Origin of the sequence: Streptomyces coelicoflavus (assembly GCF_045041415.1) — a bacterium.
Taxonomy (GTDB): Bacteria; Actinomycetota; Actinomycetes; order Streptomycetales; family Streptomycetaceae; genus Streptomyces; species Streptomyces coelicoflavus.
Genome location: NZ_CP108219.1, coordinates 210518 through 231805, shown reverse-complemented (window position 1 = coordinate 231805; position 21288 = coordinate 210518). Strand labels below are relative to the sequence as shown.

Sequence of the window (21288 nt, the reverse complement as noted above, 5' to 3'; positions counted from 1 at the left end):
GGGCGGTTCAACACCCCCGCCCCGGCGCGCGTATCCCCCGGTGAACGTCGTCTCATGCGACCCCGGCCGTACGCCACCACCCGACGTCGTGCTGGGACGTCGCGGATTGGTTGGCCCCCGCCATGTCCGAACAGCCCACGCCCGCGGCTCCGGAGAGCACCCCCCGCGACCCCGGCACCCCGCCCCGTACGAGGGGCGCGGCGGTCGTGTCGCGCCGGCGGCTGCTCGGCACGGCCGGGGCCACCGGGGTGGTGCTGGGGACCGCGGGCGCCCTCGCCGGGCACGCGACCGCCGCGCCGACGGGTGACACCCCGCTGTCCTCGGTGGGCTCCGGGCGGTCGTCCTTCCACGGCAGGCACCAGCCGGGCATCACCAGTGAGCTGCAGTCCTGCGGTCATCTCGTCGCCTTCGACCTGGTGCCCGGTGCGGGCCGCAGGGAGGCCGCCGCGCTGCTGCGCCGGTGGTCGGCGACGGCCGGCCGGCTGATGGCGGGCGAGCCGGCCGGGGACGGGGACACCGGGGTGGCGCTGGACGCCGGGCCGGCCTCGCTGACGGTCACCTTCGGCTTCGGCCGGTCCTTCTTCGACCGCACCGGGCTGGCGAGCCGGCGTCCCGGCGCGCTGGCTCCGCTGCCGCCCTACTCCTCCGACCGGATCGACAAGTCCCGCAGCGAGGGGGACCTGTGGGTGCAGATCGGCGCGAACGACTCGCTGGTCGCCTTCCACGCGCTGCGCGCGATCCAGAAGGACGCCGGTTCCGCGGCCAGGGTGCGGTGGCAGATGAACGGCTTCAACCGCTCGCCGGGTGCCACCGTCCGGCCCATGACGGCCCGCAACCTCATGGGCCAGGTCGACGGCACCCGCAACCCCCGGCCGGACGAGAAGGACTTCGAGCAGAAGGTCTTCGTCCCCACCGACGGCGAGCCCGACTGGATGGCGAACGGCTCGTACGCCGTCGTACGCCGGATCCGCATGCTCCTGAACGACTGGGAGAAGCTCTCCCCCGGCGACCAGGAGAGGGTCATCGGGCGGCGCAAGGCGGACGGGGCGCCGCTGAGCGGCGGCGGCGAGACCAGCGACATGGACCTGGAGAAGACCGACGCGCAGGGTGACCTCGTGGTCCCCTTCACCGCGCACGCGCGCATCAGCCGCCCCGACTACAACCAGGGCGCGACCATCCTGCGCCGTCTGTTCTCCTACCACGACGGGTACGGCGAGGACGGTGCGCCGGACGCGGGCATGCTGTTCGTCTGCTGGCAGGCGGACCCGATGCGCGGTTTCGTGCCGCTCCAGTTCCACCTCGACCGGGGCGACGCCCTGTCCCGGTACATCCGGCACGAGGCGAGCGGCCTCTACGCGGTGCCGGGCGGGGCGGCGAAGGGCGAGTACGTGGGCCAGCGGCTGCTGGAGGGGTGAGCGTGCCCGCGTCGTACCGTCACGGCGCGTCGTCGTCGAACTGGGCGAGGAGGTCGTCGGCGGTGAGGTCCGCCGTGCCGCCGGCCGCGTCGGGGTACGGAGTCAGCTCGGCCCAGATGACCTTGCCGTCCGGCGTGTAGCGCGTGCCCCAGCGCTGTGCGTAGTGCGCCACCAGGAACAGGCCGCGGCCGCCCTCGTCGGTGCTCGCGGCCCTGCGCACCCGCGGGGACGTGCTGCCCGCGTCGGACACCTCGCAGGTCAGGGTCGTGTCGTGGAGCAGACGGACCCCGATCGGTTCGGTGCCGTACCGGATCGCGTTCGTGAGCAGTTCGCTGAGGATCAGCTCCAGGGTGAAGGCCGCCTCCTCCAGGCCCCACTCGCGCAGTCGTCGCGCGCACTCCCGGCGCACACCGGCCACCGCCTGCGGGTCCGAGGGCACGTCCCACCGCGCGACCTGCGAGGGGTCGAGCAGCCGGGTGCCCGCCACCAGCAGCGCGATGTCGTCCAGGGGGTGTTCCGGCAGCATGGTGTCGAGCACCTTCTGGCACGTCTCCTCCGGGGTACGGTCCGCCACGTCGCGCAACGCCCCGTGCAGCAGCGCGAGTCCGGTGTCGATGTCCCGGTTCCGGTCCTCGATCAGCCCGTCGGTGTACAGCACCAGCTTCGAACCCTCGGCCAGGCGCAGCTCCGCCGTCTCGAAGGGGACGCCGTTGAGGCCCAGCGGCGGGGAGACCGGAACCCGGGGACTGTCGACGGTTCCGTCCGGGCGCACCACCACCGGTGCCGGGTGCCCGGCCCGCGCCATGGTGCAGGCCCCGGTCACCGCGTCGTAGACCGCGTACAGGCACGTCGCCCCCGTCACGCCCGCGCCCTCGCCCGGCTCGTCGTCGGTCCGTTCGTCGGCGTCGATCCGGATCACCAGATCGTCCAGGTAGGCCAGCAGTTCGTCCGGCGGCAGGTCGAGCGCCGAGAGGTTGTGCACGGCGGTCCGCAGCCGGCCCATCGTCGCCGCCGCGTGCAGGCCGTGGCCGACGACGTCGCCGACCACGAGTGCCACCCGGCTGCCGGGCAGCGGGATGACGTCGAACCAGTCCCCGCCCACCCCCGCCTCCGCGGGCAGGTACCGCCAGGCCGCCTCCAGCGCGTTCTGTTCCGGAACGCCCCTCGGCAGCAGGCTGCGTTGCAGGGTGACGGCCATCGCGTGCTCACGCGTGAACCGGCGGGCGTTGTCGACGGCGACCGCGGCCCGCGCCGCCAGTTCCTCGGCGAGGGACAGGTCGTCCTCCTCGAAGGCGGGTGCGTCCCCGGCGCGCCAGAAGTGCACCATGCCCAGCGTCGCGCCGCGCGCCCGCAGGGGCACCGTCACCAGCGACCGCAGACCGTGCTCCGGCATCGCCCGCACCCGGTCCGGATCCGGGTCGGGACCCCGCTCCCCGTCCGGCCCCGGCCCCGGTCCCGGTTCCCCCGGCGGCGGACCGACGATGTCGTGCGGGACCGTCTCCGCGACGGCCCGCCCGGACTCCAGCGCCCGGTCCGCCGCCGTCCCGGGGGCGACCGTGACCAGCTTTCCCGCCGGGGGCAGCGCCGGTGTCTCCGCACCGCCGCACAGTGCCGTACGGCGCATCCGTCCCCATGCCTCGACGGTGGGCTCCTGCCCCTTCTGCACCGCCTCCAACAGGTCCACGGCCGCGACGTCGGCGAACCGCGGCACCGCCACCTCGGCCAGTTCCTCCGCCGTGCGGGTCACGTCCAGGGTGGTCCCGATCCGCACCCCGGCGTCGTACAGCAGCGTCAGCCGTGCCCGGGCGACCTCGGCCCGGCCCGAGACCGCCGCCAGCTCGGTGGTGTCGCGCAGGGTCGCCACGCTGCCGGGCTGCCCGCTGTGCGGGGCGGTGATCCGTTTGTTCACCGCCAGCAGCCGGTCGCCCGCCGGCCGCACCTCGTCGGTGACCGGCTCGTCCGACGCGAGCATCCGTTCCACGCCCTCGTCCAGACCGAGCGAGCCGATCGGACGGCCCTCGACGTCCGCCGGCAGGTCCAGCAGCCGCCGGGCCTCGTCGTTGGCCAGGACCAGCCGCCCGTCCGGGCCGGTAATCAGCACGCCTTCCCGCACCGCGTGCAGGACCGCGTCGTGGTGGTCGTACATCCGCGCCATCTCCACCGGGCCCAGGCCGTGCGTCTGGCGGCGCAGCCGGCGCGCCACCAGCGCCGTGCCGGCCGTGGACACGACGAGGGCGACGGCGCCGGTGCCCAGGATGATCGGCAGCTGGTTCGCGGCCATGCTCGCCACGCTCCGGACCTTGAGCCCCGAGGACACCACGCCGATCACCGAGCCGTCGGACCCGGTCACCGGCACCACGGCCTGGACGACGCGGCCCGAGGGGGTGTCGAGCGTCTCGACGAGGACGTGACCGTGCAGCGCCGGTTCGATGTTTCCGATGAACTTCTTGCCGATCCGCTCGGGGATCGGGTTGGTGTAGCGGATGCCGCGCGTGTCCGTGACGGTGACGAAGTCGACGCCGCCCCGCTTCCTGACCTCCTCGGCCCGCGGTTGCAGCACCGCCGTGGGATCCGGGGACTTCAGCGCCTGCTCCATGCCCGGGGCGTTGGCGAACGCCTCCGCCGCGGTCACCGACTGCCGTCTGGCCTCCCTGGTGCTGTCCCGGTGGGCCTGGAGGATCAGCGCGGTCACGGCGGCCACGACCAGCAGCACCACGATCCCGACCTGGAGGAGGAACACCTGCCCGGCGGCGCTGCGCGGGCTCAGCAGGGCACGCGGAATCGAGCCGGAGGCGCGTCGTCCGGCACCCGGTTCCCCCTCGCCGGCCTTCGGCCCGTGCGGCGCGTGCGGCGCGTGCGGCGCGTGCGGCGCGTGCGGCGCGTGCGGCGCGTGCGGCGCGTGCGGCGCGTGCGGCGCGTGCGGCGCGTGCCGAATTCGGCGGAAGAGTGCCTTCATGATCATCCCTCGCGCGGTTCACGCGTGAGAGATGCCCCGCGCGCGCGTTTACACTAGAGGCTTTTCATGCGCATCCTACCGTTTCGTGCATTATTCGTCCTTTGACCTTCATGTTCAGAAGGCTGGGCCGCGGCACGTCCGGTCACGTCATCGGCGAGAGCTCCGGCAGGGTGAGGGCCGAGTGGACGTGGCGTTCTCCCGGGGAGGGCACGGTGTCGAGTCGGCGCAGCATCTCGTTGCGCTGCTCCAGTCCCCGGGCGGTGGTGGGGAAGAGCCTGGCGTCGCCCTCGCCGACCACGTCCTGGTTCAGGGTCACGAACTCCCGGGTCCGGTGTTCGTAGGCGGCGAAGCCCGCGGCCGGGCTCCGGTCGGACAGGGAGTCGGCGAGCATGTACGCGCCGACGAGGGCCAGGCTGGATCCCTGTCCGGTCAGGAACGAGGGGGCGAACGCCGCGTCGCCGACCAGCGCGACCCTGCCACTGGACCAGCTCGGCATGCGGATCTGGCTGACCACGTCGAAGAACAGGTCGTCCGCCTCGCGCATGGTGGCGACCATGGCCGGCGCCTCCCACCCCGCGTCCGCGAAGATCCCCGCGACCAGGTCCCGCTGCGCCTCCGGGTTGCGGAACGCGTCGAACGGCGGCTCCGGCCGGGCGAAGACCAGGAAGGCGTGCACCTCGTCCCCGTCGCCCGCCGCGTAGAGCGCCGCGGCCCTGCCCGGACTGTTCCACATCATCGCCTCGTGGGAGAGTCCGAGGGTGTTGGGCATGGTGAATCCCGCGAAGCAGTAGCCCAGGTAGCGGTGGAAGCCTTCTTCGGGACCGAACAGCATCTCCCGGGTGCGCGAATGCAGTCCGTCCGCGCCGACCACCACGTCGAACGTACGGCAGTCTCCCCCGCGGAAGGTGACGTCCACTCCGCCCGGGGTCTGGTCGAGGGTCTCGACACAGTCGTCGAACACGAACTCCACGTCGTCCCGCACCGCGTCGTACAGGGCGGACGTCAGGTCGCCGCGCCGCACCTCGATGTCCCGCCCGGTCACACTGCCGACGACGGCGTCCTGGGCGATCGATGCCACCACGCTGCCGTCCTCGTCGAGGAACGTGGTCCTGCCCGTGTCCACGTGCACGTCCCTGAGCCGGGGCAGGATGCCCATCCTGCGGACGACCTCCAGCGCCGTGCCCCGTACGTCGACGGGGTAGCCGCCGCCGCGCAGTGTGCCCGCCTTCTCCACCACCGTGACCTCGAAACCGCAGCGGTTCAGCCAGTAGGCGAGGGCCGGCCCGGCGATGCTGGCGCCGGAGACCAGGGCGCTCGGCCGCGGTCCGTTGCGGACGTCGGCCATCAGTCCGTCGAACGTCATGTCTCTTCTCCTTCGTTCCGTTCCTGGTGCGGACGGCGGCAACCCGCGCCTCGTCGCGCGAGCCGGCGTGTCCTACCAGGTGACGGGCAGTTCGTTGAGTCCGTAGAGGGCGGTGTTCCGGCGGAAGGCGACGTCTTCGAAGGGGATCGCGAGGCGCAGGTCCGGCAGCCGGCGCAGGAGCGCGGGCAGGGCGATCTGGAGTTCCACCCGGGCGAGGTTCTGGCCGAGGCACTGGTGGGGGCCGTAGCCGAAGGCCAGGTGGCCGGTGGCCGGGCGGCGGACGTCGAGGGCGTCGGCGTCGGTGCCGAGGAACGCCTCGTCCCGGTTGCCGGAGGGGAGGCTGAAGACCAGTCCCTCGCCGGCCCGTACGAGCTGGCCGCCGATGGTGAGGTCCTCCCCGGCGACGCGGACGATGACGTTGTCGGCGATGGTGAGGTGACGCAGGATCTCCTCGACCGCTCCGGCGACCACACGCGGATCGTCGGTGTCGCGGACGAGTGCGAGCTGGTCGGGGTGGCGCAGGAGGACCAGGGTGCCCAGGGCGATCATGGTCGCGGTGGTCTCGTGTCCGGCCACCAGCAGGGCCATCGCCATGGGGACCGCCTGCCGCCGGGTGAGTTCGCCGGTGACGATCCGCTCGGTGACGAGCCGGCTGAGGAGGTCGTCGCCGGGCTCGCGTTCCTTGCGCTCGAGGTGCTGGAGCAGATAGGCGGCGAGGGCTTGGGAGGCGCCGCGGACCTCCGCGGCGGAGAGGGTGAGGTCGAACAGTTTCCGGGCGTTCTCCTGGAAGAAGACGTGGTCCTCGTAGGGGACGTCCAGCAGCCGGGCGATCACTTCCGAGGGGACCGGCAGGGCGAACTCGCTGACCAGGTCGGCGGACCGGCCGTGGGCGGTCATCCGGTCGAGGTTGCCGCTCACCACGTCCTCAATGTCCTGCCGCATGCTCTCGGTGCTCTTGACGGTGAAGAACCGGGTCAGCATGCGGCGGTGTTCGGCGTGGCGGGGGTCGTCCGTGCGGGCGAAGCCGACTTCGTCCTCCGGGCCGGGAATCCGGCTCCCCGGGGCGACCCGCGGGAATCCGGGGTGCCTCACGTCGGCGCTGACGCGGGGGTCGCGGAGGGCGGTGCGGATGTCCTCGTAGCGGGTCACCATCCACACCTGGCTCCCGTCCCACAGGCGGGCCTTGCGCAGGCCGGCGGTCTGCCGCCAGTCGCGGTAGGCGGCGGGCGGGTCGAAGGGGCACCGCGCGGAGCGTTCCTGGGGGAAGGCCGGAAGTTCGGCCGTGGGGTCCGGCTCGGCCTGCGTGGTCATACGTCCTCCATCAGGGTCGTGCGGCAGGTAACGGGGTGCGCGACGGCTCTGCGGACCGTCTCCATGACCTCGGCCGGCGCGGCGCGCGGCGGTCGTTCACGCCTCCACCAGACGGATGACCGCGGCGGGGCAGGCCTCGGCCGCCTCACGGACGCCCTCCCGCGCATCGGGTGCGGGCCGGGCGTCCAACAGCTCGACGATCCCGTCCTCGTCGCGCTGGTCGAAGACCTCGGGCGCGAGCAGCACGCACTGCCCCGCGCCGACGCACTTGTCCTGCTCGACATTCACTCGCATGGATCCGCTCCAATCGGTAATCATCGTTTACCAACTTGATGAACAATGTAAACTGAATGCCGCGGCGAATCAAGCGGAACCAAGCGGAATCGGACGGAACCAATGGGAGAAGCCATGAGCAGCACAGGCCACACAGGCAGGCCTGACGCGTCCGACGGACGCGTCCGCGTACCGAACCGCTGGGGGGAAGGGCAACGGCTGCGCCAGGAGGTCCTGGACGCTGCCAGACGCCTGCTCAGGGAGGGGGGCGGCCCCGAGGAGATCTCACTGCGCGGCATCGCCAGGGAAGTGGGCGTCACCGCTCCGTCGCTCTACAAACACTTCAAGGACAAGTCCGAACTGCTCCTCGCCGTCCTCGACGACATCTGCCGCGAACTGGCCGAGGACATGCGGGAAGCAGCGCGTTCGGCACCCGGCTCCGATCCGTGGACGGCACTGCGGGCCACCGTCGACACGTACTGCCGGTTCGCCACCGATCAGCGGCAGAGCTACCAGCTCATGTTCCACATCGGGCCGACACTGGCCGAGCCGCAGTCGTCAGCGGCGCACCCCGGGCACCGGGTGATGGCGGTGTGGCGGGAGGTCGTCCAGGCGTACCTGGCCGATCCGGCCACCGACTGCGGGCAGAACCAGGGCGCGTCGTCGCTGACCGCGGAGGACCGCACACGGCTGTTGTGGACCGGTCTGCACGGCCAGTTCGGCATCTGGTGGAGCACCACACGCAGCGAGTCGGGCCAACAGCTCCTGGTCCAGTTGCAGAACGCCCTTCTCGTCTCCCTGTTCGGCCGCTCCTGAGCGGGTGCCCGGACCGGGCCGAACGTCCCGGGCGGGCGCGCGGTCAGGCGGCACGGTGATCGGGGCGCAGGGTGAGGCCACGTTTCAGGAACACCTCGGTGTCGTCCGGGCCGAGTCCGACACCGCGGGCGACGGCCGGTCCGCCGCGTTCGCGGTCGCGTGCGTGGTCGCGTGCGCATTCGTGGTCGTAGCCGTGGTCGTAGTCGTAGTCGTAGTCGTTGACGAGCAGAACCTTGCGGTTGGCAGGGTCCCGCATGACCCGGCGGACGGCTTCGACGGTGTGGGCGACGCAGCCGGCCGTGCCGTCCTCCACCACGGCCCGCCGACTCGTGTCGTCCCAGACGTTGAGCCGGAGGACGGCCCCCTCCGTGGAGCAGCCACGCGCGGATCCCGAACCGAGCAGGCACCGCCCGAGCAGCGCGGCGTGCGCGTTCCGCTGGAGGTGGACGGCCCTGCGCAGGAGCCGGTCGACCTCCCGCATCACGTGCTCGCAGTCCTCCCTAGAAGGAACCAGGAGGCTCGGGTGGCCGGACGGCACCATCAGGGACCTCAGCGCGGACAGGCCGAGGGCCAGGTCGTCGGCGATGGCGAGCAGGCCCACCAGGTCCACGTCGCCGCGCCGCCGGGGCGGCGGCAGCTCGTCGGGATAGCTCTGCAGTCGTTCCAGCGGCACGTCCAGGCCGGTCATCGCGTCCTCCTGTACCGGATGCCGAGAGCATCACTCCGATTGTCGAATCATCAATCAACAGAACGGTGGCGTGGGGTTGCACGTTCAACCTACGCAGTGTGCTTTTCCCGCTTGCCCATGGAACGGACGACAAGCAGGGACAGCGCCATCACCACTCCGGCCATGACGAAGCCGGTGACGAAGGAGGACTCGGCCGGGATGTCCGACCCGGAGGGAGTTCCCGCGGTGAGGATCGCGCCGCTGACCTGCACGCCCACCGCGTAGCCGATCACGCGGGTGACCAGGATCAGGCTGGTGGCGATGCCGGTGTCGCTCTCGTCGACGGAGGTGGCGGTGCTGCTCACCATCGCCGTGACGCACAGTCCGTTCGCGAGCGCGACCAGCATCTTGCCGATGATGAGGTGCCAGATCTGGGTGTGCACGAGTGCCAGGGCGAACAGCGCGCAGGTCATCATGACGATGCCGGCTGCGACCACGGCACGCGAGCCGAAACGCCGCGCGCCGATCCCGCTGAGCGGCCCGGCGAGCGAGGCGGCCACGGCACCGGGCAGCAGGAAGAACCCCGTCTCGGTGGCGCTGGCACCGAATCCGTAGGCGTCCTCGGACACCGCGAACAACTGCGGTACGAGGTAGACCGCCACCGACGTGCCGATGCAGATCACGAACGTCAGCACGCACGACTTCCACATCGCGGGCCGGGTCAGCATCCGCAGGTCGACCATGGGCGCGGCCGCGCGCCGCTCCACGGCGATCCATCCGGCCACGAAGCCGGCCAGGAGGACGACGACGGCGACGAGCAGGAGCGGCTGCGCGCCGAGGTCGGGCGCGAGCGCGAGCCCGAGCATGAGCGTGATGAGCATCCCGCTCAGGAGGGCCAGGCCCGGCCAGTCGACCCCGGCGTCGTCCGAGCGGCCCGGCGGATCGGCGGGCATCAGCCGGTACACCAGCACGGTGGAAGCGATGACGGCCAGCGTCGGCAGGGCGAACATCCAGTGCCGGGAGAGGCCTTCCGCCACCGGCCCGGCCGACAGTGTTCCCGCCATCCCGCCGCCCACGAACAGGCCGCTGACCACCCCGATGGCGACCTTCGAGTCGCCCGCCGGGAGGTGTTTGCGCACCACGATGAACGACAGGGGCAGCGCGCCCACCATGGCGCCCTGCAGCACCTGGCCCAGCAGCAGCACCGGCAGGTTCGGCGCCAGGGACGACACCGTGCCGCCGACCGACACCACCACCATCAGCCGGATCAGGACCTTCTTGCCGCCGTAACGGTCGCCGAACTTCCCGGCGACCGGCGTGATGAGCGCGCCGGTGATGAGAAGCATGATGCTCAATAACGCGCCCTCGGCGGGGCTCATGTCCAACTCCCGTTGCAGGAGCGGGAGTGTGGGCGTCACCACCGACTCCAGGGCACCGGTGGCCAGTGCCAGCATGCCGAGTGCGGCGAGAGCGGGCTTCTTGATGCCGACCGGTGAAGCCAACGCCAGGGTCATGCTCGTCCAATCCGTCGTTGCCGAAAAGTGGGGAGCAGTACGCGGGGACGGGAAGTGTCGGAGCCGTGCGAGCCACCGGGCGGGCACGGCCGCGTCCGCCGCGCATCGGCACAGGCACAGGCACAGGCACAGGCACAGGCACAGACAGCGGACCAACGGGCGGTGATCAGGCAGAGCACGGCTTCCGGCCCCCGAGGTAAACTACACCGTGCAGTGTAAGGCGCTAGTATGAAAGCCATGGCGACCACGAAGACACCGCGTCCGAAGACTCTGCGTGCGGGCTCCGCGCAGAAGCGGGCCGCCATCCTCTCGGCGGCCCGGGAGCTGTTCCTCACAGGCGGTTTCGACCGGTCCAGCGTCGACGCGGTCGCCGCCCGGGCCGAGGTGTCCAAGCGGACGGTCTACGACTACTTCGGTGACAAGCAGACGCTGCTGCGGGCCGTCGTCGACTCGATCGGCCAGTCACTGATCACCACGATCCGGCGCACCCTCGACGACACCCTGGCAGGGGTCACCGAAGCAGCCGATCTCGAGGACGCGTTGGTCGCCTTCGCGATGCGCATCGCGACCGGCATGCTCGACTCGGGCGAGTACGCGACGCTGCAACGCCTGGTCCGGGCAGAGTCCCGTCATCTGCCGGACGGGGGCGAACAGTTCATGGCCGACACCCCCGACGAGGCACTGGCCGAACGGCTCGCGGCCTTCGCCGACGCCGGCCTGCTCTCCGTACCCGACGCCCGTCTCGCGGCGGACCAGTTCACCGCCCTGACCTTCTCGGTCGCGCTCAACCGGCTCGGTTCGGCCAACGCCGCCGAGGACCCGCGCGTCCGGCCGCTCGTCGTCGAGGGCGTACGGACCTTCCTGCGCGCCTACCGCCCCGCGTAGGGGAAGCGCCGACCAGGCCGGCGCGGTTCAGCCGCGCGACTCGAGCCACTCCTGGAGTTCGACGAGGTTGCCCGCCGGGTCCTTGAGGTGGGCGACGCGCAGGTGGTCCGTCATGGGGGCGGGACCGTTGACGAGCACGGCGCCCCGCGCGGTGATCTCCTCGCAGTAGCGGTCCAGTTCGTCGACGCGCAGGACGACGAGGGACCGGTATCCGGTCGGCTCGGCGGCCAGCTCACCCAGCATCCCGCTCATCTGGACCCGGTCCTGGAGGGCGATGCCCGCGGCTCCGCCGTCGGCAGTGAACTTCGCGTACGGGCCGTCCTCCGCCTCGAACTGGGGCTTCAGCGCCAGGACGTCCCGGTAGAAGCGGTAGCAGCGGGGGAAGTCCGCGACCAGCAGCCGGATTTGGGCAAGGTTCATGACCGCACCCTACGGGAACGCACGGACCGTTCCGGCATGCCAAATCAACCTGACACTGTTAGGTAAAATTCATACTGCTAAATCTTCCTCTCCTTGACTACCGTCGCTCACGGCGATGAGGAAGCGCGACAACCCCTCATTCACGACCGGCAGGTGCAAACAGAGGAGATGTCATGTTCGAACGCGTGGCCGAGCTGGCGATTCGCCGGTCCCGGCTGGTACTCGTCGTCGCCGCCCTGGCGGTGGCCGTCATGGGCTTCGTGGGCGGCGGCGCCTTCACGAAGCTGCTGCCGGGCGGCTTCGACGACCCGAACTCGCAGTCCAGCCGGGCCGTCGAGGTCATCGACGACAAGTTCGGCGGCGAGACGAACCTGGTCCTGCTGGTCGACACCCCCGACGGCGGTGTCGACACCCCGGCCGCCAAGAGCGCCGGACAGGCTCTGGTCTCCGAGCTCAAGGGTGAGAAGAACCTGGCGAACGTGTACTCCTACTGGGACACGAACCTCGCCGCCCTCCGCTCCGAGGACGGGGAGCAGGCCCTGATCCTCGCCCATGTGAAGGGCGAGGAGGTGGAGTTGCAGGACAACGCCCAGAGCCTCATCGACGCCTACTCCGGAACCTATGGGGACACTCTCGAGGTCAGAGCCGGCGGCGGCACCGCCGTGAGCGCCGACATCTCGACGCAGGTGGTCTCGGACCTGGTGCTGGCGGAGGCCATCGCCATACCCCTGACCCTGGTGCTGCTGCTCTTCGTCTTCGGAAGCGTCGTTTCCGCCCTGCTGCCGCTGGCCATCGCGGTCATCGCCATCGCGGGAGCCTTCGCCCAGCTGTCCGTTCTCGGCGGCATCACCGAGGTCTCCAACACCGCGACCAACCTGGTCACCGCGCTGGGCCTCGGACTGGGCATCGACTACGCCCTGCTGATGACCAGCCGCTTCCGTGAGCAGCTCGCGTCCGGAGCCTCCGTGGACGACGCCGTCCGCCGCACGGTGAGCACGGCGGGCCGCACGGTCGCCTTCTCCGCCGCCACGGTGGCCGCGGCACTCGCCTCGCTGCTGGTCTTCCCCCAGTACTTCCTGCGCTCCTTCGGCTACGCCGGCGTCGGAGTCGTCGCCGTCGCGGCCGTCAGCACCCTGTTCGTGATGCCCGCCCTGTTCGTCGTCCTGGGACACCGGGTCAACAAGGGCCGGATGCCGTGGGCCAAGGACCGGCAGCCCAGCGTCCAGGGTTCCGTCTGGGGCCGCATGGCCCGGACGGTGATGCGGCGGCCCGCGCTGACCGCGCTGCCGGTGCTCGCCGTCCTGCTGGTGGCCGCCGCCCCGCTGCTCGGCATCACCTTCGGCACCCCCGACGAACGAGTGCTGCCGGAGAACGCCGAGAGCCGCCAGGTCACCGCGATGCTCGGCGAGAACTTCAACGGCAACGACGCGGCCGCCCTCCACGTGGTCATCGACCGGGCCGTGGCCAAGGACGGGCTGACCTCGTACGCGGGTGAACTGGCCGCCCTCGACGGCGTCCTGCGGGTCGAGACGAGCGCGGGGACCTACACCGGCGGCCAGTCCGCTCCGGCCGGTCCCGGCAACCCGGCACTCGGGCGCCCCGACGCCCAGCGGATCAACGTGGTGAGCGAACTGACCCCGAAGTCGGACGAGGCCGAGGCCCTGGTCGCGGATGTGCGTGCGGTGACGGCGCCCGAGGGGACCGAGCCCCTGGTGGGCGGCGCCGACGCCGAGCTGGTCGACGCGAAGGACTCCATCAGCGGCCAGCTGCCGCTCGCGATCACCCTGGTCGTCCTCACCACCTTCGTCCTCCTCTTCCTGTTCACCGGCAGCATCGTGCAGCCGCTGCGCGCGCTGGTCCTCAACGTGGTCAGCCTGGGCGCCACCCTCGGCGTCATGACCTGGATCTTCCAGGACGGCAACCTCTCCTCCCTGCTCGGCTTCACCGCCCAGCCGATGGAGGTGTCGATGACGGTGCTGATGTTCTGCATCGCCTTCGGTCTGTCGATGGACTACGAGGTGTTCGTCACCAGCCGGATCAAGGAGCTCCACGACCAGGGCGAGGACAACGAGTCCGCCGTGGCCAACGGCCTCGGCCACACCGGTCGCATCGTCTCGGCGGCGGCCCTCCTGCTGGCCGTGAGCTTCTTCGCCTTCGGCACGGCCAAGATCACCTTCATGCAGATGTTCGGCCTCGGCAGCGGCCTGGCCATCCTGATCGACGCCATCGCCGTACGCGGTGTACTCGTCCCCGCCGCGATGCGCCTGCTCGGTGGCTCGGCCTGGTACGCACCGCCGTTCCTGAAGAAGCTGCACGGCCGGATCGGCCTGAGCGAGGGCGGCCCGGGGCCGGCGTCCACGACGGAGCCCTCCTGGGCCAAGGACACGACGAAGGTCTGACCACCGGTACACAACACCCCGGGCGGGCTCGCGGCACGTATCTGCCGCGGGCCCGCCTGAGGCGTTGTCGTCAGAGGCGATGTCAGTGCCGTTGTCTACCTTCTGATCCGGATCAGGAGTACCGAATCTTCGAGGAGTTGTGACGATGGTGGAGTTGTCCGGGCTGTCGGAGCGCAGCGAGTTCTCACCTGTGATCATCAGAACCGACTTCACGGACGAGGCCGCATGGCAGGAGACGACGGCGGAGCTGGAGAGGTCCTCCCCCTACGACGGCGACCCCGCGCACTCCTACGACGTGGTCGACGCGCCGGAGCTGGACGGGGCGGACACGGACGCGGTCCTGGCGGCGATATCGGCCGACGAGGAGCTGTGGGAACAGCTCAGTGTGGTGTTCGTCGCCGACAGCACGACGATGCGGGCCGGCCGCCACGCCCTGCTCGCGGTCACCACCATGACCCGGGAGGACTTCGACGACGACGAGGACTACGAGGCCACGGTCGAGTTCGGACGCGCATTCCGCACGCTGCCGAGCGGTGTGCACCCGATCCATGTCAACCTCGAACTGGCCAACGCGGACTTCGAGGAATTCTCGTCGAGCGCATACGAGGACTCGGAGGGGGTCTTCCGCTTCTTCGCCGAGCGGTAGGACCGTCGAGACTCACTGCTCGCCCCGGGCGCGGACCCTGCGCCGACCGGCCGCCCCGACACGACGTGGCGGCCGGTGACATGTTGTCACCGGCCGCCACGATTGAGGCCGTCACACGGCTGCGGGCTCCTCCGTGCCGATCTTCCCGCCCGTCTGCTCCTGGGCGTCCGTGGGGCGCTTGCGGCTGCGGGCGAGGGGCTTGAGCGTGCGCTGGACGATGAACCATTCGGCGACGCCGGCGCTGATGAGGATCGAGCCCCACACGGACGTCGTGTAGACGTCCTCGAAGGACAGCCAGTCGAACTGCGACCGGAGGGCGAGTCCGATCAGGAGGAACACGCGGAGCACGACGGCGGCGAACGAGAGCGCGTAGTTCCTGATCATCCAGATGCGGTGGAGCTGGACCTGGCCCTTCCTGATCGTCCGGTAGGCCTGGACCATGGAGTACAGCCAGGCCGCCGTGAGGATGTAGAAGCCGACCTGTGCGGGGAAACCGTCCTCGGAGAACGTCGCCGCGAAGAGGGCGGCCACGGACGCGATGACCATGCTGACCATGTAGACGCGTCCCAGGACCCGGTGCATCTTGCGGTACTTGTTCCGCCAGGCCGGGACGAACTGGATCGGTCCGAGCGCCAGCAGCAGCCCCCCGGGCAGGGCGTGGATGCCGAGGATCAGGTAATGCAGGGCCACGTCCGGATTCAGCGGGATCTTGCTCTGCGACTCGTTGCCGGTCAGGTAGACGGGGACGCTGTACGCGGCGGTTCCGACCGCCAGAACGGCGAGCAGCCACCAGCCGTAGCTCGGCGACCGGCGCTTCGACGTGATCCTGGCTGTGGACATGGGGGGACTCCCGAATTCGTGCCTGGTTGGGGGGACTTGGGGTGGCTGGTGCGCCGTACTCACGGTAGACAGGGATCCAACTGAATTGGCAGCACTAATTTTATTTGACAGTGTTAGGTTGATTTACCACTCTTCGACCATCTTGTCGTCGTGAGGCGTCCGTCGTACGGTCTGAGTCATGAACGGAGACGAATCAGCCGGTGCCCCACTGTCCCTGCGTGAGCGGCGGTGGGCCGTCGCCGTCCAGGAGATCCTGGCCGCCGCCGAGGACCAGATCGCCGAGAACGGACCGGCCGCGCTGTCTCTGCGGGCGGTCGCCCGGAGTCTCGGGATGACCGTGCAGGCGCTCTACCACTACTTCCCGAGCCGGGACGAGCTCATCACCGCGCTCGTCACCAAGGCGTACGGGGACCTGGCCGACGCCGTGCAGGAAGCGGTCGACGCGGCGCCGGAGGACTCCGATCCGCCGCGGATGGTGATCGCCGCCGAAAGGTACCGCCAGTGGGGGGTCGACCATCCCGAGCGGTTCCAGCTCATCTACGGGGCACCCCTGCGCCACTACGCCGCGCCGGCGGAGGGCTCCAGCACCCGGGCGGTCCGCCGGATGAGCGGGACGTTCCAGAACGAGCTGTTCAGGGGATTCACCATGGAGCAGCTCGCCGCCGCGGACACCACCGCACTCTCCCCCGCCCTCGAGCGGCACCTGAAGGAGTTCCTGTCCCCGAACGCACTCGGCGGACTGCCGTCCCCCGCGGTGCCCATCCTGATCAGCGCCTGGGGGCAGATGCACGGCCTGGTCGTGCTCGAGGTGTTCGGGCACACGTCCTTCGTCGGCCCCCATCAGGCCGAGATGTTCCGCCTGGCGATGCTGGCCATGATCCAGGACGTCCGCCGCCGTATTCCGGCCGACGTCACCACGCGGTGACGACACCCCGGCGCACCGCCCGGTCATATGTGTCCCGCCTGTATCGCGTAGGCCATGGCGTGTTCCCGGCGGCGCACACCCCAGCGGTCCATGGCCTGACGCAGGGACCGCTTGACGGCTCCCTCGGAGCACGCCAGGCGTTCCGCGATCTCCTTGTTGCTCAGTCCCTCGGCGACGTGGCGCAGCACGGTCAGCTCGCGCGGTGAGGGAGGGCCCACCGGTCCGGCGGTGGCCCGCCCGGCCGCGGTGCGGCGCACGGACACCGCGAGGGCCAGCAGCCGGCCGACCAGGTCGCCGGACAGGTCGCCGTGACCGGCCGCCGCCGCCGTGACCGCGCGGGCGAGTCGGTCCGGCCCGGCGTCGTGGCTGCGCACGACGACACGGACGCCCGCACCCATCACGTCGAGGAAGTCCGCGTCCTTCAGGCCGCGGGTCACCAGCACGGCGCGGCCCGCCTCGACCTGCGCGCACGCACGCAACCGTGCCTTGACCGCTGCATCGGGAGTGTCGACCGGGAACACGGCGACCGCGTCGCGCCGACCGTCCTCTTCGCCGACCAGCCGGACGGTGGGACACGGGGCCAAGCGGTGCACGATTCCCGCCCGCAGCAGGGGGTCTTCGGCATGGATCACGACGGGTACGCGGTCCGGCGCCGGTGAGGGCGGGTTGGGTGCGGGGGGCGTCATGGTGACTCCGTCCAGGGTCCGTCTTCTTCCGGGCGACGCGCGGGGCGCTCGCGGGGGTCCTCTCATCCTCACCCCACCTCGGGGAACACGGAGTTCGCCGACAAGAAAGCGACAATCCACCACTACTACGATCTTGACGACGGTTCAGCCGGACCGAAGGCATGAGAAGGCTGTCGTCACAACAGCCGGTTCGTTTCCCCCCGTTGCGAGCCGGCTGTCCGGCTGCGCCCTCTCCCCCTTGTGCATAGGGGGCGCAGTCACCAGGTAGCGCAGGCTGTACCTCTGATTGGCCCGACGGCTTCATCGCGGCCGTTGCGTCCCGTTCCTATGTTGGTGATCAAGCCGGTTCGAGTCGGCGGCATCCATCAGCAGAAGGAAGGCCCGGGGCATGGTGATCACGGCGAGGCGCCGGTCACGGCATCACGAGAGCGCGGTTCGGCCGCTCGCGGACATCCTTTCAACGTAACCGCACCGCGTTGCGTAGACCTTGTGTGAGCGGTCGTGCGTACGAGCTATCCGTGTCGCCCGAAGTACCGGTCGGTCAGCGGCCGGGGTACCGGGCGCGAGACATCGTTGTCCGGTCGCGGGCGACGCCCGGCGTGCGCACGACGCCGCTCCTCCTACCACTCCTGCCTTCCCACAAGTCGCTACAGGGGTCTTGATGACACACCACTGGATGTCCCGGGATTCGGCTCCCGGGCACGACACTCACCCGGGCCCGCTCCGCACGGTGTCAGCGGGAAGTGAGCTGACCCGGTGAACGCGATAGACGACCACCCGATGTGGTACGGCATGCTGGGCCCCGTCGTGGTCCGGCACGGCCGTACGTCCCTCGATCTGGGACCGCGGCAACGCCGGCTCCTGCTCACCCGCCTCCTCATCGAGGACGGCCGGCCCGTTTCCCTCACCGAGCTCTGCCACTCCCTCTGGGGGGAAGAGCAGCCCACCGCGGCGGTGTCGTCCATCCGCGCCCACGTCAGCCGGCTGCGGTCGGTTCTGGACCCGGACCGCAAGAGCAGGTCGTCCGTACTGGTCAGTGGCGCCGCCGGCTACGCGCTGGCCGTACCGAGGGAGGCTCGGGACACCACCACGTTCGAGGCGCACGTGCTCCGGGCCCGTGAGGCCTACTCACGGGAGCAACTTCCCCTGGCCCGCGCCGAGATCGACGCGGCCCTCGGCCTGTGGCGCGGGCCTGCCCTCGGCGAAGCCGCCGAGGAGCCCTTCGCGCTGCGCGAAGGCGCACGCCTCAACGCAGCACGCCAGGACGCCCGAGAGCTGCTGGCAGCAATCCTCATCGCGCAGGGCGACCTCGTGCCCGCCGTGAGCGTCGCCGAGCAGCTGACGGTCGGCGCTCCGCTGCGCGAGGTCTCCTGGTCCCTGCTCATGCGTGCCCTCTACGCCGCTGGACGGCCCGTGGAGGCGCTGCGCCAGTACGACCGGTTTCGCACCATGCTCGCCCGGGAGCTGGGTCTGGACCCGAGTCCTGGCCTGCGCGACCTGCACATGGCCGTTCTGCGGCACGACACCGCCGCGCTCGGGCTCCCCCGGTCGCCACGGACGTCCACGACGCTGTCCGGCGCCCCGCCCGTGGCCAGGAATCCGCTCGTAGGCCGGTCGCAGGAGACGGCGCGGCTCCAGACCCTGCTGGGTGAGGCGACGGCCGGGCAGTCCCGGTGGGCCGTGGTCTCGGGCGTACCCGGGTCGGGCAAGACCCGCCTGCTGGACGAGTTCGCCGCACAGGCCGACAAGGCCGGATTCGCCGTCACCCGGGCGAGCGGAGGGCACGCTCTGAGCCGCGGCAAGACCGTGACCCTGCGCTGCGCGGTCACCCAGCTCGCCGACGGGCTGCGCGGGTCCGGTGAGGACGCCGACATGCCGGACGGAGGCGGTGAGGACGTCCTCACCACGCTCGTCCGGCAGATCGCACAGCGGCCCACACTCTGTGTCGTCGACGACCTGGACTGGGCGTCCAGTGACGTCCACGACCAGTTGCGCCTACTCGCCCGCCTGCTGCGGAACGTACCGGTGGTCGTGGTGTGCGCCCTGCGCGACACACAGTCCCCAGCGGTCAGCGGCCTGCTCGCAGAACTGGCCCGCCTGGGCACGGCCTGGCTACGGTTGGACGCGCTCGGCACCGACGACGTGGCGGGCATCCTCGCGGCACGCGGCGAACGCGCTTCCCCGGCCGAAACCGACGAACTGCACCGGCGCAGCGAGGGCAATCCGTTCGTCCTCGGCGAGTTGCTGAAACTGCCGCCTGCACAGCGCACCGGCCCGTGTGCGCTGGTGCCGGACGCGGTCCGCAGCGTCGTCCACGCACGGCTGACCGAACTGCCGGCGCCGACCCGGACAACGCTGATGTACGCCGCCGTCGACGGGGGACGGCTCGACATCACCCTGCTCGCCGGAGTGCAGCGGCTGACCCATGAACAGGTCCTGCGTCAGGTCGACGACTCGGCCGCCCGCAGGCTCGTCGTCTGGGACACGGACTCCGCAGCCGCTGCCGGAGGCCACTACCGTCTGCCCTGCCTCGTCCACGACGTGCTGCTCGACACGCTGGCCACCTCGTCCAGGCATTTGTTCCATGCCGCGATCGCCCGGGAGCTGATCGGTGGCAGAGACCCCGACCAGGTGCGCCTGGCCGGTCATCTGCGCGCGGCCGGTCCGATGGCACCAGCCCGGGCCCTGGCTCCCACGGGGCGGGCAGGCCCTCATCAACGCTCCGCCGCCCGCCGCACCGACGATGTCCGCGCGATCAGATGATCCGGCACGTCGGCCGCGCGCCGTCCGAAACCGACCGAAGGACTGGAACGTGTCCAAAACCATCGTCATCACCGGTGCCAGCGACGGAATCGGCCTGGCTGCCGCCCGTCAACTGCTGCGCGAGGGGCACCGGGTGGTCATGGTCGGACGATCACCGCACAAGACTCGTGCGGCGGCGGAGGAGTTGAGAACGGAACACTTCACGGCGGACTTCGCCTCCCTGGGCGATGTGCGCGCCCTTGCCGCGAAAATCGCCGCTCGTCACCGTCGCATCGACGTCCTGGTGAACAACGCGGGAGCGATCCTGGGTGAACGCACCGTCACGGGCGACGGGTTCGAGGAGTCGTTCCAGGTCAACTATCTCGCCCACTTCCTCCTGACCACGCTCCTCATGGACCCCCTACTCGCCGGCGGTGCGTCCGTCATCCAGACATCGAGCAACGCGGCCCGGCTCTCCTCCCGGGTCGAGCTGGACGACCTCGACAACTCCCGCCGGTACTCCCCGGTGCGGGCCTACGGCAACGCGAAGATGGAACTCATCCTCTTCACCCAGGAGCTCCATCGCAGGTACCACTCCCGAGGGCTGTCCGCAGCGGCCTTCCACCCGGGGGGTGCGGCCTCGGGCTTCGCTCGGAGCAGCCGGAGCCCGGTGGGCACGCTGTTCAGGTCGCCTGTTCCCGGGCTCTTCTTCCAGTCACCCGCCAAGGCAGCCGGGCAGATGCTGTGGCTGGCCACGTCCGAACCCGGCCGACACTGGGTCTCCGGCGGCTACTACGAGAAGAGGCGCCTGCGGGCGGTCAACGTCCCTCCCGTCGCCTCCGAACTGTGGGACCGCAGCGCCGGGCTCCTGGGTCTCGCACCATGAACCGTCGTGGCCGGCGCGGTGTCCGGAACTCTCGCACCGCGTCGAGCGCCCGCACCGTCACCTCGACGTTCACCACCTTCCGATCTCTCCAAGGAGCACGACATGCCCGAGCGGGAATCCGTCGATTTCACCTCGTTGGCCGTCCAGGCCCAACAGATGCAGGACCGACTCTCCGAGGTGCAGGCCGACATGGCGGCCGTGGAGGCCGTGGGGCACGGTGGCGGCGGCCTGGTGACCGCCACGGTCTCGGGCGAAGGGCGCCTCGTGGCGTTGCGCATGGACCCGTCGGTGATCGACCCCGCCGATCCCGAAACCCTGACAGACATGATCATCGCCGCGGTCGACGGCGCCCATCTTGCGGTGGCCAAGGAACGGTTGAAGCATATGACGGACGTCACGGACAGTATCGGCGGCATCGTCGACCGGTTGCACAGGAGCACGTCGGACGCCGGGCCGGGCGTGACCCCGGTGTTCCCCTCCCGGCGCGAGAGGCCGTCGGCCGCTCGGCCCACGCGTCGTCAGCGGTAGCCCGACGCGGGTCCGG

18 protein-coding genes are annotated in these 21288 nt (G+C 70.7%); 9 read left to right on the top strand and 9 right to left on the bottom strand.

Going from position 1 to position 21288, the window contains the following annotated elements:
* Positions 1–122 precede the first annotated feature (122 nt).
* On the top strand, positions 123–1415 hold the full coding sequence (gene efeB, locus OHA99_RS36745) for an iron uptake transporter deferrochelatase/peroxidase subunit (protein ID WP_331728026.1): 1293 nt from the start codon (positions 123–125) through the stop codon (positions 1413–1415).
* A 19-nt stretch (positions 1416–1434) separates the two neighbouring features.
* Here the strand turns inward: efeB and OHA99_RS36740 are convergent, their stop codons facing one another.
* The 4 genes from OHA99_RS36740 to OHA99_RS36725 form a co-directional block, all read right to left on the bottom strand.
* Positions 1435–4371, bottom strand: a complete 2937-nt coding sequence (locus tag OHA99_RS36740) for a SpoIIE family protein phosphatase (RefSeq protein WP_405699162.1) — start codon at positions 4369–4371, stop codon at positions 1435–1437.
* A 142-nt stretch (positions 4372–4513) separates the two neighbouring features.
* Positions 4514–5734: an FAD-dependent monooxygenase gene (locus OHA99_RS36735; RefSeq protein WP_331728020.1), complete on the bottom strand. Its 1221-nt coding sequence runs from the start codon at positions 5732–5734 to the stop codon at positions 4514–4516.
* 72 nt (positions 5735–5806) lie between these two features.
* Entirely contained in the window at positions 5807–7045 is a 1239-nt protein-coding gene (locus tag OHA99_RS36730) for a cytochrome P450 (protein ID WP_331728017.1), read from the bottom strand.
* 96 nt (positions 7046–7141) lie between these two features.
* Positions 7142–7339 carry a ferredoxin gene (locus tag OHA99_RS36725; protein WP_153182235.1) on the bottom strand — a complete coding sequence of 66 codons (198 nt, stop codon included), beginning with the start codon at positions 7337–7339 and terminating at the stop codon, positions 7142–7144.
* A gap of 114 nt (positions 7340–7453) precedes the next feature.
* Between OHA99_RS36725 and OHA99_RS36720 the strand changes: the two genes are divergently transcribed.
* Positions 7454–8134 carry a TetR/AcrR family transcriptional regulator gene (locus tag OHA99_RS36720; RefSeq protein WP_331728013.1) on the top strand — a complete coding sequence of 227 codons (681 nt, stop codon included), beginning with the start codon at positions 7454–7456 and terminating at the stop codon, positions 8132–8134.
* Between the two features lie 43 nt (positions 8135–8177).
* On the opposite strand, the gene OHA99_RS36715 is transcribed toward OHA99_RS36720, so the two are convergent.
* Both OHA99_RS36715 and OHA99_RS36710 read right to left on the bottom strand, forming a co-directional pair.
* Positions 8178–8822, bottom strand: coding sequence for a hypothetical protein (locus OHA99_RS36715; protein WP_331728011.1), 645 nt, complete (start codon positions 8820–8822; stop codon positions 8178–8180).
* A gap of 89 nt (positions 8823–8911) precedes the next feature.
* Positions 8912–10315, bottom strand: coding sequence for an MFS transporter (locus tag OHA99_RS36710; RefSeq protein ID WP_331728008.1), 1404 nt, complete (start codon positions 10313–10315; stop codon positions 8912–8914).
* A 237-nt stretch (positions 10316–10552) separates the two neighbouring features.
* Between OHA99_RS36710 and OHA99_RS36705 the strand changes: the two genes are divergently transcribed.
* A complete protein-coding gene (locus OHA99_RS36705; RefSeq protein WP_164386765.1) occupies positions 10553–11200 on the top strand; it encodes a TetR/AcrR family transcriptional regulator in 648 nt (215 codons plus the stop codon).
* A gap of 27 nt (positions 11201–11227) precedes the next feature.
* Here OHA99_RS36705 and OHA99_RS36700 read toward each other — a convergent pair whose 3' ends face one another.
* The gene (locus tag OHA99_RS36700) at positions 11228–11620 is read right to left on the bottom strand and encodes a VOC family protein (RefSeq protein WP_331728004.1); all 393 of its coding nucleotides are present in this window, start codon (positions 11618–11620) and stop codon (positions 11228–11230) included.
* Positions 11621–11793: 173 nt separating this feature from the next.
* Between OHA99_RS36700 and OHA99_RS36695 the strand changes: the two genes are divergently transcribed.
* Together OHA99_RS36695 and OHA99_RS36690 are read left to right on the top strand one after the other, a co-directional pair.
* A complete protein-coding gene (locus OHA99_RS36695) occupies positions 11794–14019 on the top strand; it encodes an MMPL family transporter (RefSeq protein WP_331728001.1) in 2226 nt (741 codons plus the stop codon).
* 145 nt (positions 14020–14164) lie between these two features.
* Complete coding sequence (locus OHA99_RS36690) at positions 14165–14665, top strand: DUF6924 domain-containing protein (protein WP_165687532.1); 501 nt, start codon at positions 14165–14167, stop codon at positions 14663–14665.
* Positions 14666–14776: 111 nt separating this feature from the next.
* Here the strand turns inward: OHA99_RS36690 and OHA99_RS36685 are convergent, their stop codons facing one another.
* Positions 14777–15505 (bottom strand): DUF2306 domain-containing protein, encoded by a 729-nt coding sequence (locus tag OHA99_RS36685; protein WP_331727997.1) that lies wholly within the window; start codon positions 15503–15505, stop codon positions 14777–14779.
* 178 nt (positions 15506–15683) lie between these two features.
* Between OHA99_RS36685 and OHA99_RS36680 the strand changes: the two genes are divergently transcribed.
* Complete coding sequence (locus tag OHA99_RS36680; RefSeq protein ID WP_331727995.1) at positions 15684–16430, top strand: TetR/AcrR family transcriptional regulator; 747 nt, start codon at positions 15684–15686, stop codon at positions 16428–16430.
* 23 nt (positions 16431–16453) lie between these two features.
* Here the strand turns inward: OHA99_RS36680 and OHA99_RS36675 are convergent, their stop codons facing one another.
* Entirely contained in the window at positions 16454–17116 is a 663-nt protein-coding gene (locus OHA99_RS36675; protein WP_331727992.1) for a LuxR C-terminal-related transcriptional regulator, read from the bottom strand.
* Positions 17117–17872: 756 nt separating this feature from the next.
* On the opposite strand from OHA99_RS36675, the gene OHA99_RS36670 reads away from it, so the two are divergent.
* The 3 genes from OHA99_RS36670 (at position 17873) to OHA99_RS36660 (ending at position 21272) form a co-directional block, all read left to right on the top strand.
* Entirely contained in the window at positions 17873–19879 is a 2007-nt protein-coding gene (locus OHA99_RS36670; protein WP_331727989.1) for a BTAD domain-containing putative transcriptional regulator, read from the top strand.
* Positions 19880–19928: 49 nt separating this feature from the next.
* Positions 19929–20744, top strand: a complete 816-nt coding sequence (locus OHA99_RS36665) for an SDR family NAD(P)-dependent oxidoreductase (RefSeq protein ID WP_331727986.1) — start codon at positions 19929–19931, stop codon at positions 20742–20744.
* A 102-nt stretch (positions 20745–20846) separates the two neighbouring features.
* Positions 20847–21272, top strand: a complete 426-nt coding sequence (locus tag OHA99_RS36660) for a YbaB/EbfC family nucleoid-associated protein (RefSeq protein WP_331727984.1) — start codon at positions 20847–20849, stop codon at positions 21270–21272.
* Positions 21273–21288 lie beyond the last annotated feature (16 nt).

Bases quoted from the DNA above. Each gene is read 5' to 3' on its own strand.
- OHA99_RS36725 (WP_153182235.1), bottom strand. From the start codon at position 7,339: ATGCGAGTGAATGTCGAGCAGGACAAGTGCGTCGGCGCGGGGCAGTGC.
- OHA99_RS36730 (WP_331728017.1), bottom strand. From the start codon at position 7,045: ATGACCACGCAGGCCGAGCCGGACCCCACGGCCGAACTTCCGGCCTTC.
- OHA99_RS36735 (WP_331728020.1), bottom strand. From the start codon at position 5,734: ATGACGTTCGACGGACTGATGGCCGACGTCCGCAACGGACCGCGGCCG.
- OHA99_RS36685 (WP_331727997.1), bottom strand. From the start codon at position 15,505: ATGTCCACAGCCAGGATCACGTCGAAGCGCCGGTCGCCGAGCTACGGC.
- efeB (WP_331728026.1), top strand. From the start codon at position 123: ATGTCCGAACAGCCCACGCCCGCGGCTCCGGAGAGCACCCCCCGCGAC.
- OHA99_RS36660 (WP_331727984.1), top strand. From the start codon at position 20,847: ATGCCCGAGCGGGAATCCGTCGATTTCACCTCGTTGGCCGTCCAGGCC.
- OHA99_RS36680 (WP_331727995.1), top strand. From the start codon at position 15,684: ATGAACGGAGACGAATCAGCCGGTGCCCCACTGTCCCTGCGTGAGCGG.
- OHA99_RS36705 (WP_164386765.1), top strand. From the start codon at position 10,553: ATGGCGACCACGAAGACACCGCGTCCGAAGACTCTGCGTGCGGGCTCC.
- OHA99_RS36700 (WP_331728004.1), bottom strand. From the start codon at position 11,620: ATGAACCTTGCCCAAATCCGGCTGCTGGTCGCGGACTTCCCCCGCTGC.
- OHA99_RS36710 (WP_331728008.1), bottom strand. From the start codon at position 10,315: ATGACCCTGGCGTTGGCTTCACCGGTCGGCATCAAGAAGCCCGCTCTC.
- OHA99_RS36715 (WP_331728011.1), bottom strand. From the start codon at position 8,822: ATGACCGGCCTGGACGTGCCGCTGGAACGACTGCAGAGCTATCCCGAC.
- OHA99_RS36675 (WP_331727992.1), bottom strand. From the start codon at position 17,116: ATGACGCCCCCCGCACCCAACCCGCCCTCACCGGCGCCGGACCGCGTA.
- OHA99_RS36740 (WP_405699162.1), bottom strand. From the start codon at position 4,371: ATGAAGGCACTCTTCCGCCGAATTCGGCACGCGCCGCACGCGCCGCAC.
- OHA99_RS36720 (WP_331728013.1), top strand. From the start codon at position 7,454: ATGAGCAGCACAGGCCACACAGGCAGGCCTGACGCGTCCGACGGACGC.
- OHA99_RS36695 (WP_331728001.1), top strand. From the start codon at position 11,794: ATGTTCGAACGCGTGGCCGAGCTGGCGATTCGCCGGTCCCGGCTGGTA.
- OHA99_RS36690 (WP_165687532.1), top strand. From the start codon at position 14,165: ATGGTGGAGTTGTCCGGGCTGTCGGAGCGCAGCGAGTTCTCACCTGTG.